The sequence below is a fragment of the Micromonospora sp. L5 genome, from assembly GCF_000177655.2.
Taxonomy (GTDB): domain Bacteria; phylum Actinomycetota; class Actinomycetes; order Mycobacteriales; family Micromonosporaceae; genus Micromonospora; species Micromonospora aurantiaca.
On record NC_014815.1, the window covers coordinates 4,404,776 to 4,420,579 of the forward strand.

Annotated in this window: 15 protein-coding genes and 1 pseudogene; 10 read left to right on the forward strand and 6 right to left on the reverse strand. The window is 67.0% G+C overall.

The genetic code is table 11. The features are described from left to right. The first annotated feature begins 192 nt into the window (after positions 1-192). Positions 193-861, forward strand: coding sequence for a transcriptional repressor LexA (lexA, locus tag ML5_RS20735; RefSeq protein WP_041784238.1), 669 nt, complete (start codon positions 193-195; stop codon positions 859-861). A 10-nt stretch (positions 862-871) separates the two neighbouring features. Here the strand turns inward: lexA and ML5_RS31210 are convergent, their stop codons facing one another. Genes ML5_RS31210 through ML5_RS20750 form a run of 3 tightly spaced genes read right to left on the reverse strand, consistent with a single transcriptional unit; the run spans position 872 to position 5,630 of the window. Beyond that, positions 872-2,902, reverse strand: coding sequence for a hypothetical protein (locus tag ML5_RS31210; RefSeq protein WP_013476009.1), 2,031 nt, complete (start codon positions 2,900-2,902; stop codon positions 872-874). A 53-nt stretch (positions 2,903-2,955) separates the two neighbouring features. Then, positions 2,956-4,947 (reverse strand): ATP-binding protein, encoded by a 1,992-nt coding sequence (locus tag ML5_RS20745; RefSeq protein ID WP_013476010.1) that lies wholly within the window; start codon positions 4,945-4,947, stop codon positions 2,956-2,958. Further along, a complete protein-coding gene (locus tag ML5_RS20750) occupies positions 4,947-5,630 on the reverse strand; it encodes a hypothetical protein (protein ID WP_041784239.1) in 684 nt (227 codons plus the stop codon). Before ML5_RS20750 ends, ML5_RS20745 begins: the two co-directional genes overlap by 1 nt. 158 nt (positions 5,631-5,788) lie before the next feature. On the opposite strand from ML5_RS20750, the gene ML5_RS31215 reads away from it, so the two are divergent. Beyond that, entirely contained in the window at positions 5,789-5,983 is a 195-nt protein-coding gene (locus ML5_RS31215; RefSeq protein WP_143766949.1) for a hypothetical protein, read from the forward strand. A 51-nt stretch (positions 5,984-6,034) separates the two neighbouring features. Further along, positions 6,035-6,229: pseudogene (locus ML5_RS33280) on the forward strand (TIGR02391 family protein); the annotation flags it as partial. An 82-nt stretch (positions 6,230-6,311) separates the two neighbouring features. Here the strand turns inward: ML5_RS33280 and ML5_RS32875 are convergent. Next, a complete protein-coding gene (locus tag ML5_RS32875) occupies positions 6,312-7,463 on the reverse strand; it encodes a hypothetical protein (protein WP_013476012.1) in 1,152 nt (383 codons plus the stop codon). A 500-nt stretch (positions 7,464-7,963) separates the two neighbouring features. Here ML5_RS32875 and ML5_RS20765 point away from each other — a divergent pair, with 500 nt between their 5' ends. Both ML5_RS20765 and ML5_RS20770 read left to right on the forward strand, forming a co-directional pair. Further along, complete coding sequence (locus ML5_RS20765; RefSeq protein ID WP_041784240.1) at positions 7,964-8,890, forward strand: gamma-glutamylcyclotransferase family protein; 927 nt, start codon at positions 7,964-7,966, stop codon at positions 8,888-8,890. Positions 8,891-9,590: 700 nt separating this feature from the next. Continuing rightward, entirely contained in the window at positions 9,591-10,451 is an 861-nt protein-coding gene (locus ML5_RS20770) for a DUF4238 domain-containing protein (RefSeq protein WP_236619452.1), read from the forward strand. A gap of 110 nt (positions 10,452-10,561) precedes the next feature. Here ML5_RS20770 and ML5_RS20775 read toward each other — a convergent pair whose 3' ends face one another. After that, positions 10,562-11,476: an IS3 family transposase gene (locus ML5_RS20775; RefSeq protein ID WP_013289209.1), complete on the reverse strand. Its 915-nt coding sequence runs from the start codon at positions 11,474-11,476 to the stop codon at positions 10,562-10,564. Next, positions 11,473-11,766, reverse strand: a complete 294-nt coding sequence (locus tag ML5_RS20780) for a transposase (protein ID WP_013289208.1) — start codon at positions 11,764-11,766, stop codon at positions 11,473-11,475. The genes ML5_RS20775 and ML5_RS20780 overlap by 4 nt, the downstream gene beginning before the upstream one ends. Before the next feature lie 65 nt (positions 11,767-11,831). Between ML5_RS20780 and ML5_RS20785 the strand changes: the two genes are divergently transcribed. From ML5_RS20785 to ML5_RS20795, 5 genes are all read left to right on the forward strand, one after another. After that, on the forward strand, positions 11,832-12,107 hold the full coding sequence (locus tag ML5_RS20785) for a helix-turn-helix transcriptional regulator (RefSeq protein ID WP_236619246.1): 276 nt from the start codon (positions 11,832-11,834) through the stop codon (positions 12,105-12,107). A 3-nt stretch (positions 12,108-12,110) separates the two neighbouring features. Next, positions 12,111-14,510 (forward strand): hypothetical protein, encoded by a 2,400-nt coding sequence (locus tag ML5_RS20790; RefSeq protein ID WP_013476016.1) that lies wholly within the window; start codon positions 12,111-12,113, stop codon positions 14,508-14,510. Between the two features lie 53 nt (positions 14,511-14,563). After that, a complete protein-coding gene (locus ML5_RS32880; RefSeq protein WP_236619247.1) occupies positions 14,564-14,683 on the forward strand; it encodes a haloacid dehalogenase-like hydrolase in 120 nt (39 codons plus the stop codon). A 157-nt stretch (positions 14,684-14,840) separates the two neighbouring features. Continuing rightward, positions 14,841-14,996: a hypothetical protein gene (locus ML5_RS33285; protein ID WP_369752299.1), complete on the forward strand. Its 156-nt coding sequence runs from the start codon at positions 14,841-14,843 to the stop codon at positions 14,994-14,996. Continuing rightward, positions 14,959-15,801, forward strand: coding sequence for a carbon-nitrogen hydrolase family protein (locus ML5_RS20795; protein ID WP_168168219.1), 843 nt, complete (start codon positions 14,959-14,961; stop codon positions 15,799-15,801). The genes ML5_RS33285 and ML5_RS20795 overlap by 38 nt, the downstream gene beginning before the upstream one ends. The last annotated feature ends 3 nt before the right edge of the window (positions 15,802-15,804 follow it).

The window sequence follows — 15,804 nt, forward strand, 5'->3', positions numbered from 1 at the left end:
AAAGGCCTATGCGTTCGAGCGGGGAAGGTTTCAAGCTGCCTCGCGGTGGTGAGGCTTGGTCCCGCTCTTGCTCAAGGGCGCCGACCTGATCCGAGCGGCCCGAGCCGAGTGCCGACGACCGATTGCTCTGGACACATAACAAACCCGACCAGCATTAGCACATATGATCTAAGACTGAGGTATCGTCCGGGAATGACGTCCTCGGATGCGGCACCCAGTTCACCCAGGTTGAGCCCTCGACAGCAGCGGATCTTGGAAGTGATCCGCGAGTGGGTCGAGCGCCACGGTTATCCGCCGACGGTGCGTGAAATTGGTGCTGCCGTCGGACTCGGCTCCCCGTCATCGGTGACGCATCATCTGAAGGTGCTCCAGCGGCTTGGCCTTGTGCGGCGCGCTGCCCATGGGCCGCGCGCCGTCGACGCGCGGCCATCGGCCAGCGCCACCGCGCCCGATCTGGACTTGTGCCCCGGTGTCCGAGTCCCGCTCGTTGGGGCCATCGCCGCCGGGGTCCCGATCCTCGCAGAGGAGCATGTCGAGGAGATCCTGGCCTTGCCGTCCGAGCTGGTCGGCCGAGGCACGTTGTTTGCGTTGCACGTCCGCGGGGATTCAATGATCGAGGCGGGCATTGCCGATGGAGACGTCATCGTTGTACGACAGCAGGTGTCCGCTGAGAACGGTGACATCGTCGCCGCGTTGATTGATGACGAGGCCACCGTCAAGGTCTACCGCAGCCGCGATGGGAAGGTCGAGTTGCTGCCCCGCAACCCGCTCTACCCGGTCATCCCAGGGGACGAGGCGGTGATCCTTGGCAAGGTCGTATGCGTGCTAGGTCGTCCTGAGCACCAAACACCCCCGTATTGATCGCGGCTGGTCAGTCCGAGTACGAGCGCGGAGTATCGCGGTTACCGATCACCACACCGACCACGACGTAGCGGTCGACGCTGCTGCCGGTCGGGCGGTGCGTTGCGACCCATGCGCTCTCGCGGAGGTGCCGCACGCCGTCGCTGTGGTCGGTAAGATCGAGCACCAAGAGTTGCCCGAGTGCCGAGTTCGTTCCGGCGTAGTCTGCGGCTTGGGTCAGGTAGGACTTTTCCAGCGCAGCGTTGCTGGCATCGTGAAGCTCGCGCTTGATCTCGATGTAGAAGCGGACGGTGCCGAAGCCGGCCTGGATGTCGACGCGGCCGGTCGCCACGTGCGACACCTCAAACTGCACGCGTCCGACGAGTTTGCCGCGTTGCAGCCAGTCGAAGTAGTCGACCTGCAGCTTTTCCTCGTGCGGGGCTCTTCCGGCCGGGAAGGGCTTTAGATACGCGAGCTTGCCCGTCAACTGCACGTCGTGGCGTGCGGCGAGGAAGGTGGCCAGTTCCCAGGTGAGCAGATCGAAGTACTGGCGGACTCGGCCAGCGTAGTCGGGGCATTTGGCTAGGTCGGCCTCTAGTTTCCGCCGGATCAGGTCTACCTGAGGTCCGGCAGCAGCGTCGAAGGTTTCGCGGTATGCAACGCCTTCCATAAGGTCGAGCGCATCGTCCGTCATGCCCTGAGCCGCACGCATGGCCTTCTCTAGACCAAGCCGGGCCACCAGCGATGGCGCCCTCTCAACTAATCGTAGGAGCGCCGGTGAGTCGTCCTCCGATGCGGCGCCGGGCTCGCGAGCGTGCCGTTGTTCGATCGGCCGTTCTGTCAGGACATCGACATGAGTCAGCAGAAGCTGCAGCTGGGCGGCGTCGATGGGCGGATCGTCTGCCGAGGCCGCTACCTCAGCAGCATGCCTCAAGCCTGCTAGCAGCGACTGCTCCCGCACGATGCTCTGTTCGACCATCGGACGGACGACAGCTTCGAGTCCTGGCGCGTTGGATATGCCCGGCACCGGGATGACTTCGCGGTCGAGTTCGTACGCGTCGAGCACGGCTGCGAGTGCTTCCCAGACGTTCAGCCAAGCGGGAGCGGCGATGTGCTCGGCGGCGTTGTCGAGAATGAGGACCAACCTGGCCCATGCTCGCTCCGCCTCGCGTCGAGGCCGTCGCCATGCGGGGGTATGGAGACCTCGGAGCCACGCCTCCCGCTTGTTTAGCAGGGATGACACCGAGTCGCGAGAGGCGACTAGCAGGTCGCGATCGGCTCGGGAGAACGCCATGATGGCGTCGAGGCCGGCGCCGTAGAGCGCCGCATCGTCACGGTTTTCCTCGGCGGCGACGGCGGTCGCCATCTGCTCCCGTGCTTCGAGAAGCAGCGCGAGGGCATTTGCTGCTTGTTGGTTCGCCGCGCGGCGCAGCAGATCTAGCCCGTACTCAAACGTGGCGTCTGCTGCGGCATCCGGAACTTCACGGAGGCTGTCGAGGTCTTGGCGCAATGGCGGTGCGAGGTTCTCGTCAGCTCCCCATCGGTCGAGTGCGGCGCCGATGAGCCGGGGAAGACGCTCGGCGTATTCAGGGTCGATCCGCGTGACGTCGTCGAGTTCGAGCGCACTGAGTACGCGGACGGGCCGGGCTGCGTTAACGATGGCAAGGCGAAGGGCGCCTTCAAGGTGGCTGGCGGCGAGGAGCGGCTGCTGGCCGAGCGCGTTGGTGTGCCCGCGGAGGAGCGCATCGCACAGTCGTTGACCAAACTGCTGCACAAATGGCCCGCTGTCGAGCAGCGCGTCGACTGCGTCGTTCAGGGTCAGCAGACTGCGTTGGCTGGTGAGGCCCACGAGCAAGGCGTCGATTATTTCGCTGCCGGGAGGTGTGCCGATCTCAAGCGCGTGGACGGTGGCCCGGCAGGTCAGGTGACCCAGTGGACCGCCTGCACTGTCGCGTATAGCAATCGTCTGTTCATCGATCGTGAGGTTGCCCAACAACTCGATAAGGGGTGGCGCGGTGTCCTGCGCAGCAGCGTCCGCTAGGAGTGTGTCTAGCGCGTTCACCTCCACCTCCTGGTGCCGGGGAAGCCCTCGTGTTATCGAACGTCAGCCGCTGGCTACCACAATGGCCCGCCTGGCAGCGCTGGCGCAATGATGTTGGACCGGGTCAGGACGCTGCGTGTGAGCGGCTCGTCGGCGGTCGTGAGGATGACCTGTAGGCCTGGTAGGTCGGCGGCGGCCTGCTCCAGTTCGGTAAAGAGGGCGCTCGCGTCAACGTCTTGAACCTCCTCGGCCTTGGGGCTGTCGACGAGGAGCAGGCCGGGGTGCGTGGCGAGGCCGAACTGCGCCCCAACCCGCAGCAGTGCCACCACGACTGCGATCCGCAGCCGCAGCCGTTCGCCGTTGCTCTGGTTGCTGAACCACTCACGAGGTCCGCCGACCTTGAAGACCTGGAGGCGGGCCGCTCTGTCAATCTTGACCCGGTCCAGGTCGGTCATGCCGAACCGTCGAGCCGCTTCGACGATTTCCTTATTGAGTGCGTCGAACAGGCCTTCACTCGCTCGGCTTCCGTCGGTCTCTAGAACCTTGACTGCGGCACCGAGCACACGCTGCACATCGTCGACCAGGCCAACCGTGATGTCGTCTGGGGGCGCGAGGACGGTGAGCATGCCCTCCAAGCGTGCGATCAAGGCCATCAACTCTGCGCGCTCGCCGGCCTGCGATGCTTGTTCGGCAAGCCGGAGCCGCTGTTCGGTCGATGTCAGCTGCTGACGCAGCACTTGGGCGTTGTCAGATGCCGCAGCCAGCTCCGTTGCTGCCGCCTGCTCGGCCTGCTGGCTTGCCTTCAGGCGGTCCTGCGCCTCTTGCTCGATCTGCTCCCGGTCTTCGTCGTCGACGACCGCCACGGCAGTCGCGCACACGGCGCAAGTGTGCACCTTGCTCTCTGCCGCCCGGCGAGCGCTCGTCACTGGTGCCTCACATCGAGGGCAGGCGACCGGGTCGAGCGCATGGAACAGGGCACGAGCGACCGCGCTTTCCCGCAGGTCGTTCAGCGTCTTCTCGTCGCTCTGGCGTTGGGCCCGGAGCAGGTCATGTGTCTGCCGGGCGGCTCTGAGCCGGCTTTCGGCCTCAAATAGTTGGGATCCGAGCCGCGCGACTCTAGCAGCCAGTGAAGAGACCGGCTCGATGGGTTCCGCTTCGACGGTGAGTTCGCGAAGCCGTTCACGGGCTTCCGAAAGTTGCCGAAGCACATCGCCGTACTGTTGAGCTTGCCGAGCCCGGAGTCGCGCGTCGTCGGCAGATTCTGCCTTCGCGCTGGCAGCCCGGGCGTCGCGGATGGCCTTGACTTGGGTCAGGAGCGCGACGCTTGGTAGGTCGAGGAAAACTTGAAGGAGTCGGCCCGCAAGCCCCCCCATCACGACGTCTCCAAGCAGCGCCCGGTCGCCGCCGACGGGAAGGTAGAGCGCGCCGAAGTAGGTGGGCCACCCGTGTGTTACCCGGCCGCTCGCAGCCTGTGTCGATGCGTTCTCGAGACGTCCCAGATTCAGCAGGTCCAACATCAGCGCTGCTACTGCGTCCCCGTACGCCGCTGCGTCCTGGACGGCAACAACCTCTGTCACCCCCAGGTCGGGGCGGGCCTCCCGGACGCCCTGTAACGCATCGAGGGTAGGCGCCGACAGGATTCGACCGTCAACGATGTCGCCGTGGTCCATGCTGAGCCGTAAGCCGAGGGGGCGACCTGCCACGAGAGCGTCGCAGTCCAGCTGCGAGATCCAGGACCTGACGACGCCCTGGAGATCGTCGCGGTGTCTGCCCCGCAAGCACCAGGTGATCAGCTCCAGGGCACTGGTCTTGCCCTTCAGGTTGTGGGCAACGAGTGCGGTCAGGCCACTCCCGAAGCGCAGGGTGGTGTCGAAAGGGCCCTTGGGCTCGACCGTGCGGTCGCCAGCGATACGTAGGCGGCTCACCGACAGCGGGCGCGGGAGTGCTGTTGAGCTTGCCAGGGGTAACCCGAACTCTTGGAATACCTCCAGCACCCGGTGACGGCCAACTTTCGCCTCTAGCGCGATGCGGTCCGGAAGGTCACGCGATTCGTCGTCGTTGTCCATCACCGCTCCACCGTTTCAGCCGCTTCGGCCCTCAACTCCGCCAGCCTTGCCCTGGTCTGTGCCGCGATACTGCCAATCCGATCCCCGATCGGCGTGTCCCGATACTCTTCGTGCAGGTACTGGCGGGCTTTCAGCTGCGTGCCGCCGTATCCCTCGGTGAGCGCGGCTACCAGGTTGACCCGGTCGACGTAATAGGCGAAGACAGGCTCGGTGCTGAGGATCGTGTCGACGGCCTGCCGCCCGCGCGCGGTGAGAAAGTAGTCGTGCTGCTGGACGTGGCCGGGCGTTCCGCGTTTACGACGGATGATGAGACCGGCGCTGCGCAACACAGCCAGCGCATCGTCGAGTTGCTCGTACGCCCCGAACAGGTACCGAATCATGGGGTACCGGCGCACCTCTGGCTCCTCGGACGTCAGGATCTCCTCCGCCAGCTGCAGCAGATAAGGCTCGCGGCTGATCTCGTAGTCCTTTAGCAGCGTCGCCGCAAGAAAGTCCGGATTCCGCACCCAAAAGTCGATCTTCTGGAGTTTCACCTGGGTCTCTAGGACCGCCACCGCCTCAGCGAGCGTCGGGTCTGGCAAGGGGCTCTGTGGCATCGGCTGGGCGGCAGCGGCGATGATCAGCAGAACTCGAACGGCGTCCTGCTCACGGCTTGTAGGGGGTGCGACCTCGACGTCAGCCACGCCCGCAGTCTAGGAAGATCCGCTCCGGAAGGCTACCCACGGCGAACAGGCTTTCGCATTCAGTATCTGACAGATAGGTTGTCGCCCCCCTGCACCAACGCGATGCACTCGCGGAGCCGCTGTCCCTGGTCCGGTTGCGGGTGAACGACGAGGACAAGGTGGCTCGCGCAGTCGGCACCGCCACCACGCTAGATGAGGTGGCCCAGCTGGCCGGGCGGTTGCGGACCGAACTGCGCCGCTGCGGCATGCACGCTGAGGTGGTGCGCTACTGCGAGGAGGAAGTGCTGCGTCGGTCGCTGTTCCACGCGGTCTCGAGGCAACCAAGGGCGTCAGTGACCGGGTACGGCAGGTGATTAGCCTCACCGCCGACGGCGGTGAGCTGGTCGACCAGTGCTTCGGCGGGCGTGCGGGCCCCCGCTGCTGCGGATCAACGCCTACCGCACGGACTCGGGACCAGCGAGCATCGTGGCTTCGTCAACCTGCTCAAGGGCACCTTCGGGATATTCCGCAACCCGCCAGCCCACACACCGCGAGCCACCGCCGGATGGGCGCTGACCGAGCCGAACGCCCCGGACCTGTTCTCGCTGCTGTCTCTGGTCCATCGACGCCTCGACGGCGCCCACGTCATCCCCGGCGCTGATGAATCTCGGCTCGGGTCGCGGTGGGGCAGGCCCGGGGTGGTCACGATGGCGTGGCGGGGGTCGGCACGCCGGCGAGCGGATGTAGGAAGGGCGGCAGGATCTGGGGCAACAGCTCGAACTGCCCGTCGGGCACCAACTCGCGTAGCCGGTGCAAACCGTCCCCGATGAGCAGCAGCATGACCGCGGTGCTGACCCGGGTCCCAATGGATGGGCGACGATCGCGCAGCACATCACGGACGAGCAGTCGCGGCAGGCCGAGAACGGCGCCCATCATCCAGGTCAGCGTCGCGTCGCCAAGGTCGCCGCTGTCTAGTTCGGCTTCGACTGCGGTGCACTGGGCCAGCGCCCAGTCGCGCATGTCAGCCGCAGCGCGCCAAGCGGCCCGCAGTTGCTCCGTCGTCGCCCGGTCGATGATGCGCAGCAGGTCTTCGCGGACGTCGCCCACCGGCAGCAGGCTGGTCCCGGCACCGCCGTTGATCTCCGCCGGATCGCGGCCTGGCCCGTCCGGGTACTCCAGCCACGATGCGATCGGGCTGACCGCGCCGGCCGGCAGCAGGGCGCGCACGTGCGGAGCCATCGCCGGGCCGGATAGCTCGGGAGCACCAGCGAGCACGGCTGCCACGGTGAACGTGGCGAACTCCTTGGCGGTGACCGGTTCGTCGCTGCTTGGGCCCCGGTCGAACTGCGCAAGCTCGGGTGGCGCCCACGACACGCCCGCCGCGGTGATCCGCTCGTCGATGCGGCGCATCCGCCGCGGCAGCACGACCGAGTGGGCGTCGGCGGCCGCGCGCTCGGCCACGCCCCACGCCCAGTCGGAGCGGTCACCGGAGTCGGCGGGTGGCCCGGGCCCGTCATGTTCGCCTGGCAGCACGACCCGTTCGACGGCGGAGCGCCATGCCGCACGCGCCGTGCGCTCGGGCACGGCGAGCCCTTCGCCGAAGGCGTGCAGGGCGAGGTCGTGCGGGCGCCGACCGGGCCGGGCATGCCGGCCCAGCCACATCACCAGGTCCAGTGCGCCAGCGGGGGCGGTCGAAGTGCTGCCGCGGCCACGGCCGAGCGAGCGGGTCACGTTGCGCGGCAGCAGCCCGGAGCCGCGCCAACGCTCAAGCTGGGTGCCGGTGACGACGACGCCCCGGATTCGGGCAGCCGCCAGCAGGTCCTCGTCTGCGGGGCTGGTGGTCTTGCGCGGCATCGGCCGACCGTACCCGGCTGGTGGCAGCTCCCGCGAGCACATTGGAGCCCCGCGAGCTCCGCCAGAATCCTCCGCTGCTCGCCTGGTCTCCTTGGGGCGTCGCCGCTCGACCGGAGCGGCGCGACGTCGGGAGGACAAGGGCGTGAGTAGGGAGAACTTGTCGAGGCGTAAGCGGTCGCCGCGGGGGTGGCGGAGACTGGCAGCGGCTGCCGGAGCGGCTGGCGTGGCGGGACTGGCTGCCGCACACAGCCCGGCCTGGGCGGTGGGAATCGGAACGGCGGCCGCGGTGCTCGCCGCGGCCGCCGAGGTGCTGCGCCGGTGAGGCGCAGCGATGCCCCCGGGAGCGGTCAGCTTGGTGGGGCGGCCAGATCCCGCACGGTCTTGGCGATCTTCCGCACGCCGCCCGGCGGTGGTGTGGTACGGCTCCTGGTGAGGCGGCAAATTGGGTGTGCGGAGGCACCCGTGATGACCGATCCTTCGGCCGTGGCAAACTTCGACTCGTGTCCGACACCCCCAAAGCCATCTTCGTCTACGGCAGTCTTCGCCGTGGCGAACTGGCCCACCGGCAGGTAGCGCCTTTGGTGTCGCGGATTGATCGTGCGGAGGTCACGGGCTTTGGCCTCTACGTGCGCGACGGGCTTCCATTCATCACCGAGGTCCGCGGTGGCCGCGTCCGCGGCGAACTGCTCAGCGCGTCAACGATCGAGGACGCCGACCTCCTTCGGTACAAGGTTCGGGCGTACGAGGACGAAGCCCTTTACATCGAGCGGGCGGGGAGGGCAAGGACCGAAACGGGGGATGAGGTCGACGCCTGGGTGTACGTCGGTCGTGGTCCAAGCAGGGGGAACCCGCAGCCACACGAGCAGCAATGGTCATCTGCCGATGATCCCTTGTTCCGTGGTGCGATGGACGGCATCTTCGCTATCGCCAAACGCCACTTCGAGAGCGTCAGACCCATGCCCGCCGACATGGAAGGCTTCTGGGACGCCTTTCTCCCGATCCAGGGCACGTACCTCACGCTGTGCACAGTGCTCGAAAGGTACACCGCCCTCGTCTTCGGCCCGACCATTGACCCGGGCGAACGGTTACGCAGACTTCGAGGCGATCGTGCTGCCATCGAGGCCGTCGAGACGGCGAAGCCGCCATCGATCGAGGTCAGCGACAGCCGAGACCCGGGGCAGCGACAGCGGGCTCCCGGCCCGAGGTCGTTCGATGCCTGGTACCGGGTCCGGAGTAACCTCTCGCACCGCGGTAAGGCCGCCTATACCGACTTTAGGCTCGTAGAACGAAGCATCGTTGGCCTCCACGACACCCTGCGCCAGTTACTTGCCAGCCAACTACCTCTGACTGACGCGGCGCGGCAGAGATTCGCGGGCGACGACCGGATGCTAGGACCAATATATGCGCAATTCCGAGGGCCGAAGTGAGGGATCCAGGTTGGTAATCGCTCAGGCTCGGCGAAAAGACGTCCATTTATAGCCTGCTCGTCGGCCCCCTGATAGGGAGTGCTTCGGAAGCCGTGTCATCGAGTGCACCGACGACGCACGCAGGCTGAACACGGTCGAGCAGTCGGGCACATTTGGAGGTGACAGCGGCGTGACCGCGGGCAGATGTCCCATTAAATGAGGCGACGGGAACACGGTCGGCACACTCAATTCGGCAGTTGCGGGCGATCAGCGGCAGTTGAGGATGCCCCGCTTGACTGGTCAGCCGACCAGTGCAGGAAGAAGTCCGGCGCCGCCGTCAGGCAGTCCCAGAAACAGGTGGGCCCGGTCGTTGGTGGACTGCTCGGCAAGAAGTCCCAGGGCCTTGCCTGTACGTCGCCGAGGGGTACCACCAAGGCTGGCCAGCGTATCTTCCGGTTGGTCCGGCGCAGTTCACCGCCGGACCGCCGGCCACCGTGTGAGCTAGCGGACTCATCGCTGCGCGGTGATCGTTCGGCTGGCTTGCTGCTACACCAGCCAACCAGGACAAGAGCCCCCTTTAGCCCCCGGTTTTGATATGCCTTGACGCTGGTGTGACCATGGAAGGGTGCCCGCTCAGCCTCCTCTTGACCGCTTCGCCGCAGCTCAACGTATCGCTGAACTTCGCTTGCAGGCCGACGAAAACATCCCTGAACAGCACGTCGTGTCCCGCGTCGTTTTGAAACAATGGACCGACCACACACGGTGCCTGAACGCGGTGAGCGTCACGGGCAGGACAGCGAGGGTCATCGCTCGTGGTCCGGCAGGACTGGGCAAGATCCCGGACTTCGTGCCGCGAGCCTCCCGATCGGCGGAGCAACGATGGGCCATGACCGAACAGCATGTGCCACGGTTGGTTCGGCTCTGTAATACCGATGCAATCCTGGACGAGCCAGACGCAGCAGCGACACTGCGCGATCTCGTTGCCCTGCACTTCGTACGAAACCGAAGCTTTTGGCGGGTCCACGTCCAGGGGTATCAGCACGAGCGGGAGGCGTTGAAGCGACGGGCTCGGACCTTTCCTGGGTACGCGGGCGACTTTCAGCGCCGTTTCGGCCGGCCGCCGATAACCGGCGAAGATCACGACTTCTACTTCGAAATGGTGCTGGCGCGGCGTTCTGACATCGACTTCCACAGCGGCCTGACATTCCGGTACAGCGTCGAGCGAATGTTCGATCGATGCCGTGCATGGATGGCGGACCGTCAGATCCAGATCGTTCACCCTTCCTCGGGAGAATTCCTCATCGGCGACGCGCCGGTGGTGGTGCTCGACCGAACAGGACGACTGGAACCAGGAGTAGGAGTCACCCTCGGCAATGCCAGTCAGATTCTGATGCCCGTTAGCCCCCGGTCGCTGGTGGCGTTCGGCCCAACCGCGAAAGGCGAGGTGGCGGCACACGTGGTCGACGAACTGAACACGTTCCAAATCCGGGCGGCGCACACGCACGTCTTCGTCCGACCCGGCAGCGGACTCGAGGAGTTCGTTCGCATCACCCGGTTCGGCGCTATTGCTGGCACGGTGTAGCTCCAAGGGTGTCTGCGGACCTCTCGGTCCGACTCGTCGAGACGGGCTGCCACACCATGACCAGGTACGCCTGGACACGGCCAACAGCCACAGCCCATGTGAAGTGACCCCTATCGGCCGGACACCTCGATGTCTGTCAGGGACTCTTGGTGGAGCTTCTCGTAGGTGTCGGGGCTGACGTTACCCAGACGGCTGTGCCGACGGCGAGGGTTGTAGAAGCCCTCGATGTAGGAGAACACCTCCATCTCCAGTTCATGCCGCGATGGCCAGGCCCGGGTGTAGACCAACTCGGTCTTGAGGGTGGCGAAGAACGACTCGGCCATGGCGTTGTCGTAGCAGTCGGCGACCGAACCCATTGAGGCCAGGACGCCGCAGGAGCGCAGGGTGCGGCCGAACTCGAACGAGGTGTACTGGGTTCCGCGGTCGGAGTGGTGAACCAGCTGCTCGCGGGCGGGTCGGCGGTGCTGGATGGCCATGCCGACGGCGTCGAGGATCAGCTCGGTGCGCAGGTGATCGGCCATTGCCCACCCGACGACGCGGCGGGAGTAGGCGTCGACCACGACCGCGAGGTAGAGGAAGCCTTCCCAGGTGCGTAGGTAAGAGATGTCGGCGACCCAGAGCCGGTTCGGTGCGGTCGTGCTGAACTGCCGCTGGACCAGGTCCGGGGCGGTCGCGGTCGAGGCGGCTTTGCGGCGGGGCTTGCCGCGTCGGCGCCGGTGGGCGCCCTCGATGCCGGCCAGGCGCATCAGCCTCGCTACCGCTTTGCGGTTCCAGCGGTGGCCGCGCTCGTGCAGCTCTGCGGTCAGCCGGCGGGCGCCGTAGACGCCGCGGTGCTCCGACCAGGCCTGCCGGGTCAGCTCGACCCGGGCGTGGTCGTGGCGTTCTCTGTCGGTGGCGCGTTGCCGGCCGGCGCGTAACCACTGGTAGAAGGCGCTGTGGCCGACGCCGAGGAGCCGGCAGAGCAGACGGACCGGGTAGGTGGTCTTCTCCGCGTCGATGAACCGGTACACGTCGGCACGGTTCACCGCTCCGTCTCGCGTGCGAAGAAGACCGCGGCTTTTTTCAGGATCTCCTTCTCCAGTTCCAGCTGGGCGACCTGGCGCCGCAACCGGATCAGCTCGGCCCGCTCGTCAGCGGCCAGGTCGCTGGGCCGGCCGCCGTCGCGCTCCTGCCGCAGCCGGTCGACCCAGTTGCGCAGCGTCTCGTGGTTGACGCCCAACTCCCGACCGACGTCACGGATCGGGCGACCGGAGTCGAGCACCAATGCCGCGGCCTGGCGCCGGAACTCCTCGGGGTACTTGCTCTGTCGAGCCACAGCGTTTCCTCCTCCTCGGCAGAATGCCAAGTCAGGAGGTGTCCGGCTTCAGGGGGTCACTTCACATGTTCGCCACCACTGACCTGGCGTCGCCGCTGGCCGAACGCGGCATCACCCTGTCAGCCAGCCAGATTTACCGGCTGGTGGTCGAGCGGCCAGAGCGGCTGAGCCTGAAGGTGCTCGTGGCGCTGCTGGACATCCTCGATTGCACGATGGAGGACCTCATCGAGCCCGTCGCGGCGGCCAAGGCCACCCGCACGAACCGGGCGGCCACCGGCGAAGAGGCCGGTGTCGGCGCCCTACGCCCGAAACGGGCGCGCATCGTGCTTGCCGGTGACTAGCCGGTGAGCGGCGACCTCCCGCAGGTGCTCACCGACCCGGTCAGCGTTGCGGTCGACATCGTGCACCGAGCCGACCCGCTGCTGGACGAAGGCCTGGTCGAGAAGATCGTCATGGGTGTGGCGGGCAGGCGAGCGAAGCGCCGCAGGCTGGCCCAGGCGCTATTGGACCGCCCGTCAGTGCTGACCGACGGGCGGTCCCCGGCACCCCGGGTGGTCGGTGACCTGCTCATCGCGCTACGGGCGGCCGGGGCGGTGGGCACCTCGCCACCGGTCTGCGCCACATGCGGCAAGCACCTGCGTACTCAGCAGCGCCGAGACCAGGACTGGTACTGCGGTACCTGCGGCCCGCGGCGCGAACAGTGCGCGAGCTGCGGCAACGACCGCCCAGTAAGCTCCCGTGACCGCGACGGGCGGCCCCGCTGCGTCCGCTGCGAAACACACGACGACCCCCTGCCCGTGCTGCTCGCCGTCGTCGCGACGCTCGACCCGAACGTCAACGCCGGCACGATCGCGACGGCCCTGGACGCGGTCAGCAAGCGGGCAGGACAGCGCCGCCGCGTCGCGTGGATCGTCCAGGACCAGCCCGAACTGCTCACCGGTGCGGCAGCCGATGCCCCCGCCTCGTCAGTGCTGCGGCTGATCGACCACCTCTGTCAGGCCGGCGTCAACGGGGTGGTCCAGCCACCCTGCCCGGTATGTCTTCGGGTCGTCCCCCTGCACCGACGCATCGACGGACGGTGGCTCTGCCGCTCCTGCGTGGGCAAGACCAGGATGATCCCGTGCGGCCGCTGCGGCGTTCGGCGGCAGCCGTGCACCCGAGACAGCGACGGCCAGCCTCTGTGCTCCAGCTGCGTGAGCAGAGAACCGGCAAATCTCGAGGAATGCACCGGCTGCGAACGTCGGCGGCCCGTCGCGGCCCGGACACCTGATGGTCCCTTCTGCGACACATGCCGGCCCTGGCCGGTCCTTACCTGCGCCAGTTGCGGTCAGACCCGGCCATGCAAGATCTCCCAAACCACTGGGCAGCCCTACTGCAAGACTTGCACGAGCCGCTGGGCCCGCTGCACCAACTGCAGCCAGGTGCGCCCTCAGCGGGGTGGAACCAAGGATGCGCCGCTCTGCGCGCCGTGCACCCGGCCAGAGCCCGGATACTGGCGAACCTGCCCTACCTGCGGTCAGGCCGGCCGCCGTCACACCAACCGGTGCGCCCGCTGCACACTGCACCAACGTCTGGACCTGTTGCTCTCCGACGAGCACGGCCACATCCGTCCCGAACTCCAACCCCTGCGCGACGCGCTCCGCGCCACCGAACGGCCCGGCACTCTCGCGACCTGGCTCAGCAACGACACCCGGGCAACGCTCCTCCAAGACCTCAGCACCGGCAAACCAGTGACCCACGACGTCCTGGACGAACTACCCGCCGGCAAGACCGTCGACTACCTACGCGCTGTCCTGGTCGCCGTCGGCACCCTCCCCGAACGGGACGAGCACATGGTCCGCCTCGAACGATGGATCAAACGATCCCTCAGCAGCCGTGACGCCCCTGAGGACCAGCAGCAGACTCTCCGCCACTACGCCACCTGGCACGTCACCCGACGGCTGCGGCGCCGCACCGAGGGGCATCACATCACCTTCAACCAGTTCGTCACCGCACGCGAACACGTCCGCGCCGCCATGCTGATCCTCGACTGGCTGACCGCACGCGACCTCACCCTCGCCACCTGCCGCCAGAACCACATCGACGACTGGCACGCAGACGACACCACGACCCGCCACCGCGAGGCCGGCCAATTCCTCCGCTGGGCCAAGAACCAGAAACTCACCACGGTGGAAGCGCCCACGAGCAGATGGGCCGGACCCACACAGGCGCTCGACAGCGAGGCCCGCTGGGAGCAAGCCCGACGCCTTCTGCACGACCAGACTGTGAGCACCGAAGATCGGGTCGCAGGCCTCCTCGTCCTGTTCTACGCGCAGTGGACTTCGGCCATCAGCCGCCTGACTCTCGACCACATCGCAATCACCGACGGGCAAGTGGCGTTGCACCTCGGCGCACAACCGATCCTCCTGCCCGAGCCCCTCGCCGGCCTGATGCTCGACCTCGTCCGCGACCGCCGCAGCCACCCCGTCACCGGCCAAGCGACCTCGCGCTGGTTGTTCCCCGGCGAGCTGCCCGGTCGCCCCATCAGCGGCCGTCAGCTCGGCGAACGCCTACGGCGGCACGGACTCCGCCCACGACAGGCACGATCCACCGCACTGTTCCAGCTCGCCACCGACCTACCCGCCGCAGTCCTGGCGCGCATGCTCGGAATACACATCTCCAGCGCCGCGGCCTGGCAACGCGCCAGCGCCGGCGACTGGACAAGCTATGCCGCAGACATCGGCCGCCGAACGACGAAGAGGTGAAGGCATTGACTCGCCATGGAGCCGATAGCGTTCGCCCCAGGACGCGTGGAGCGGTGTTCTTCGATGTCGATGGGACGCTGACGCCTGCTAGCAGCGGGCAGCACCTGGCGGAGTTCCTCGGCCATGCCAAGGTCATTCAAGGGGTGCAGGCCGGCTACGGCGCCGGCACCTGAGCAGCCGACCGCGTCTGGAGCTGGTTGACGGCCGCTACAGCGGGGAGGTCGCCGAGCAGTTCGATGAGCTGGGCAAGCGCGACTTCGCGGTTAGCATGGCCGCGGAGCTGGAGTGGACCCGAAGCGTTGCGCGGCCGTTGGCGACGGCCGCTCGGACGTGCCGCTCTTCACTGAGGTCGGGCTGGCCATCGCCTTCAACGCGACCCCGGCGGCTCGCGCAGCCGCCCACGTATCAGTCGACGGGACCGACCTGCGGGCTGTGCTGCCACTTCTCGATGCATGGCTGGGCGCTGCGCATACATCGCAGGAATGACGAGCGCGCAGAAGACAGGGAGAAAGCCTCCGCCGCGGTGCAACCCGTCGTGTCCTATGATCGCGACGTGCGCGGGAGGTTGCGGGTTGGCGCGTGCCAGACACCGGAGATCCTGGGCGACATCGAACGAGCGCTGAGGTGTATCGAGGAGTTCGCCGCGCAGGCCGACGTGCAGGCCGTGCATCTGCTGTTATTCCCAGAGTGCTTCCTCCAGGGATATCTCGTGGAGGAACAGCACGTGCGCGAGCACGCGCTCAGCCTTGACTCGGAGCGATTCGCTGCAGTGCTACGGCGGCTGGCGCGGATCGAGCAGACGCTCGTGTTCGGCGTCATCGAACATGCTGAGGACAGGTACTACAACACCGCTGTCGTCGTCGCGCGGGGCGAACTGGTGGGTGCCTATCGCAAGACCCACCTCGTGCCCGGAGAGGCCCTGTTCGACAAGGGCGACGCCTACCCCACCTTCGTCCTGCGCGGTGTCAGGTTCGGCATCAACATCTGCTACGACACACAGTTCGGCAATGCCGCCGCGCCCGTCGCGGCCCAGGGTGCTCGGCTGCTCCTCGTGCCCGCACAGAACATGATGCGCCGGGCCGCCGCGCTGCATTGGAAGCACCTGCACCACGCCATCCGCGCCGAACGGGTACGAGAAACCGGCATGTGGCTGGTATCGGCTGACGTTACCGGCGAACGCGACGAACACCGGGTCGGCTGGGGCCCAACCAGTGTGATCAGCCCGCATGCCGAGGTGGTCGCGCAGGTGCCACTGATGACGACGGGCATGATCGTTGCCGACATCGATTGACGG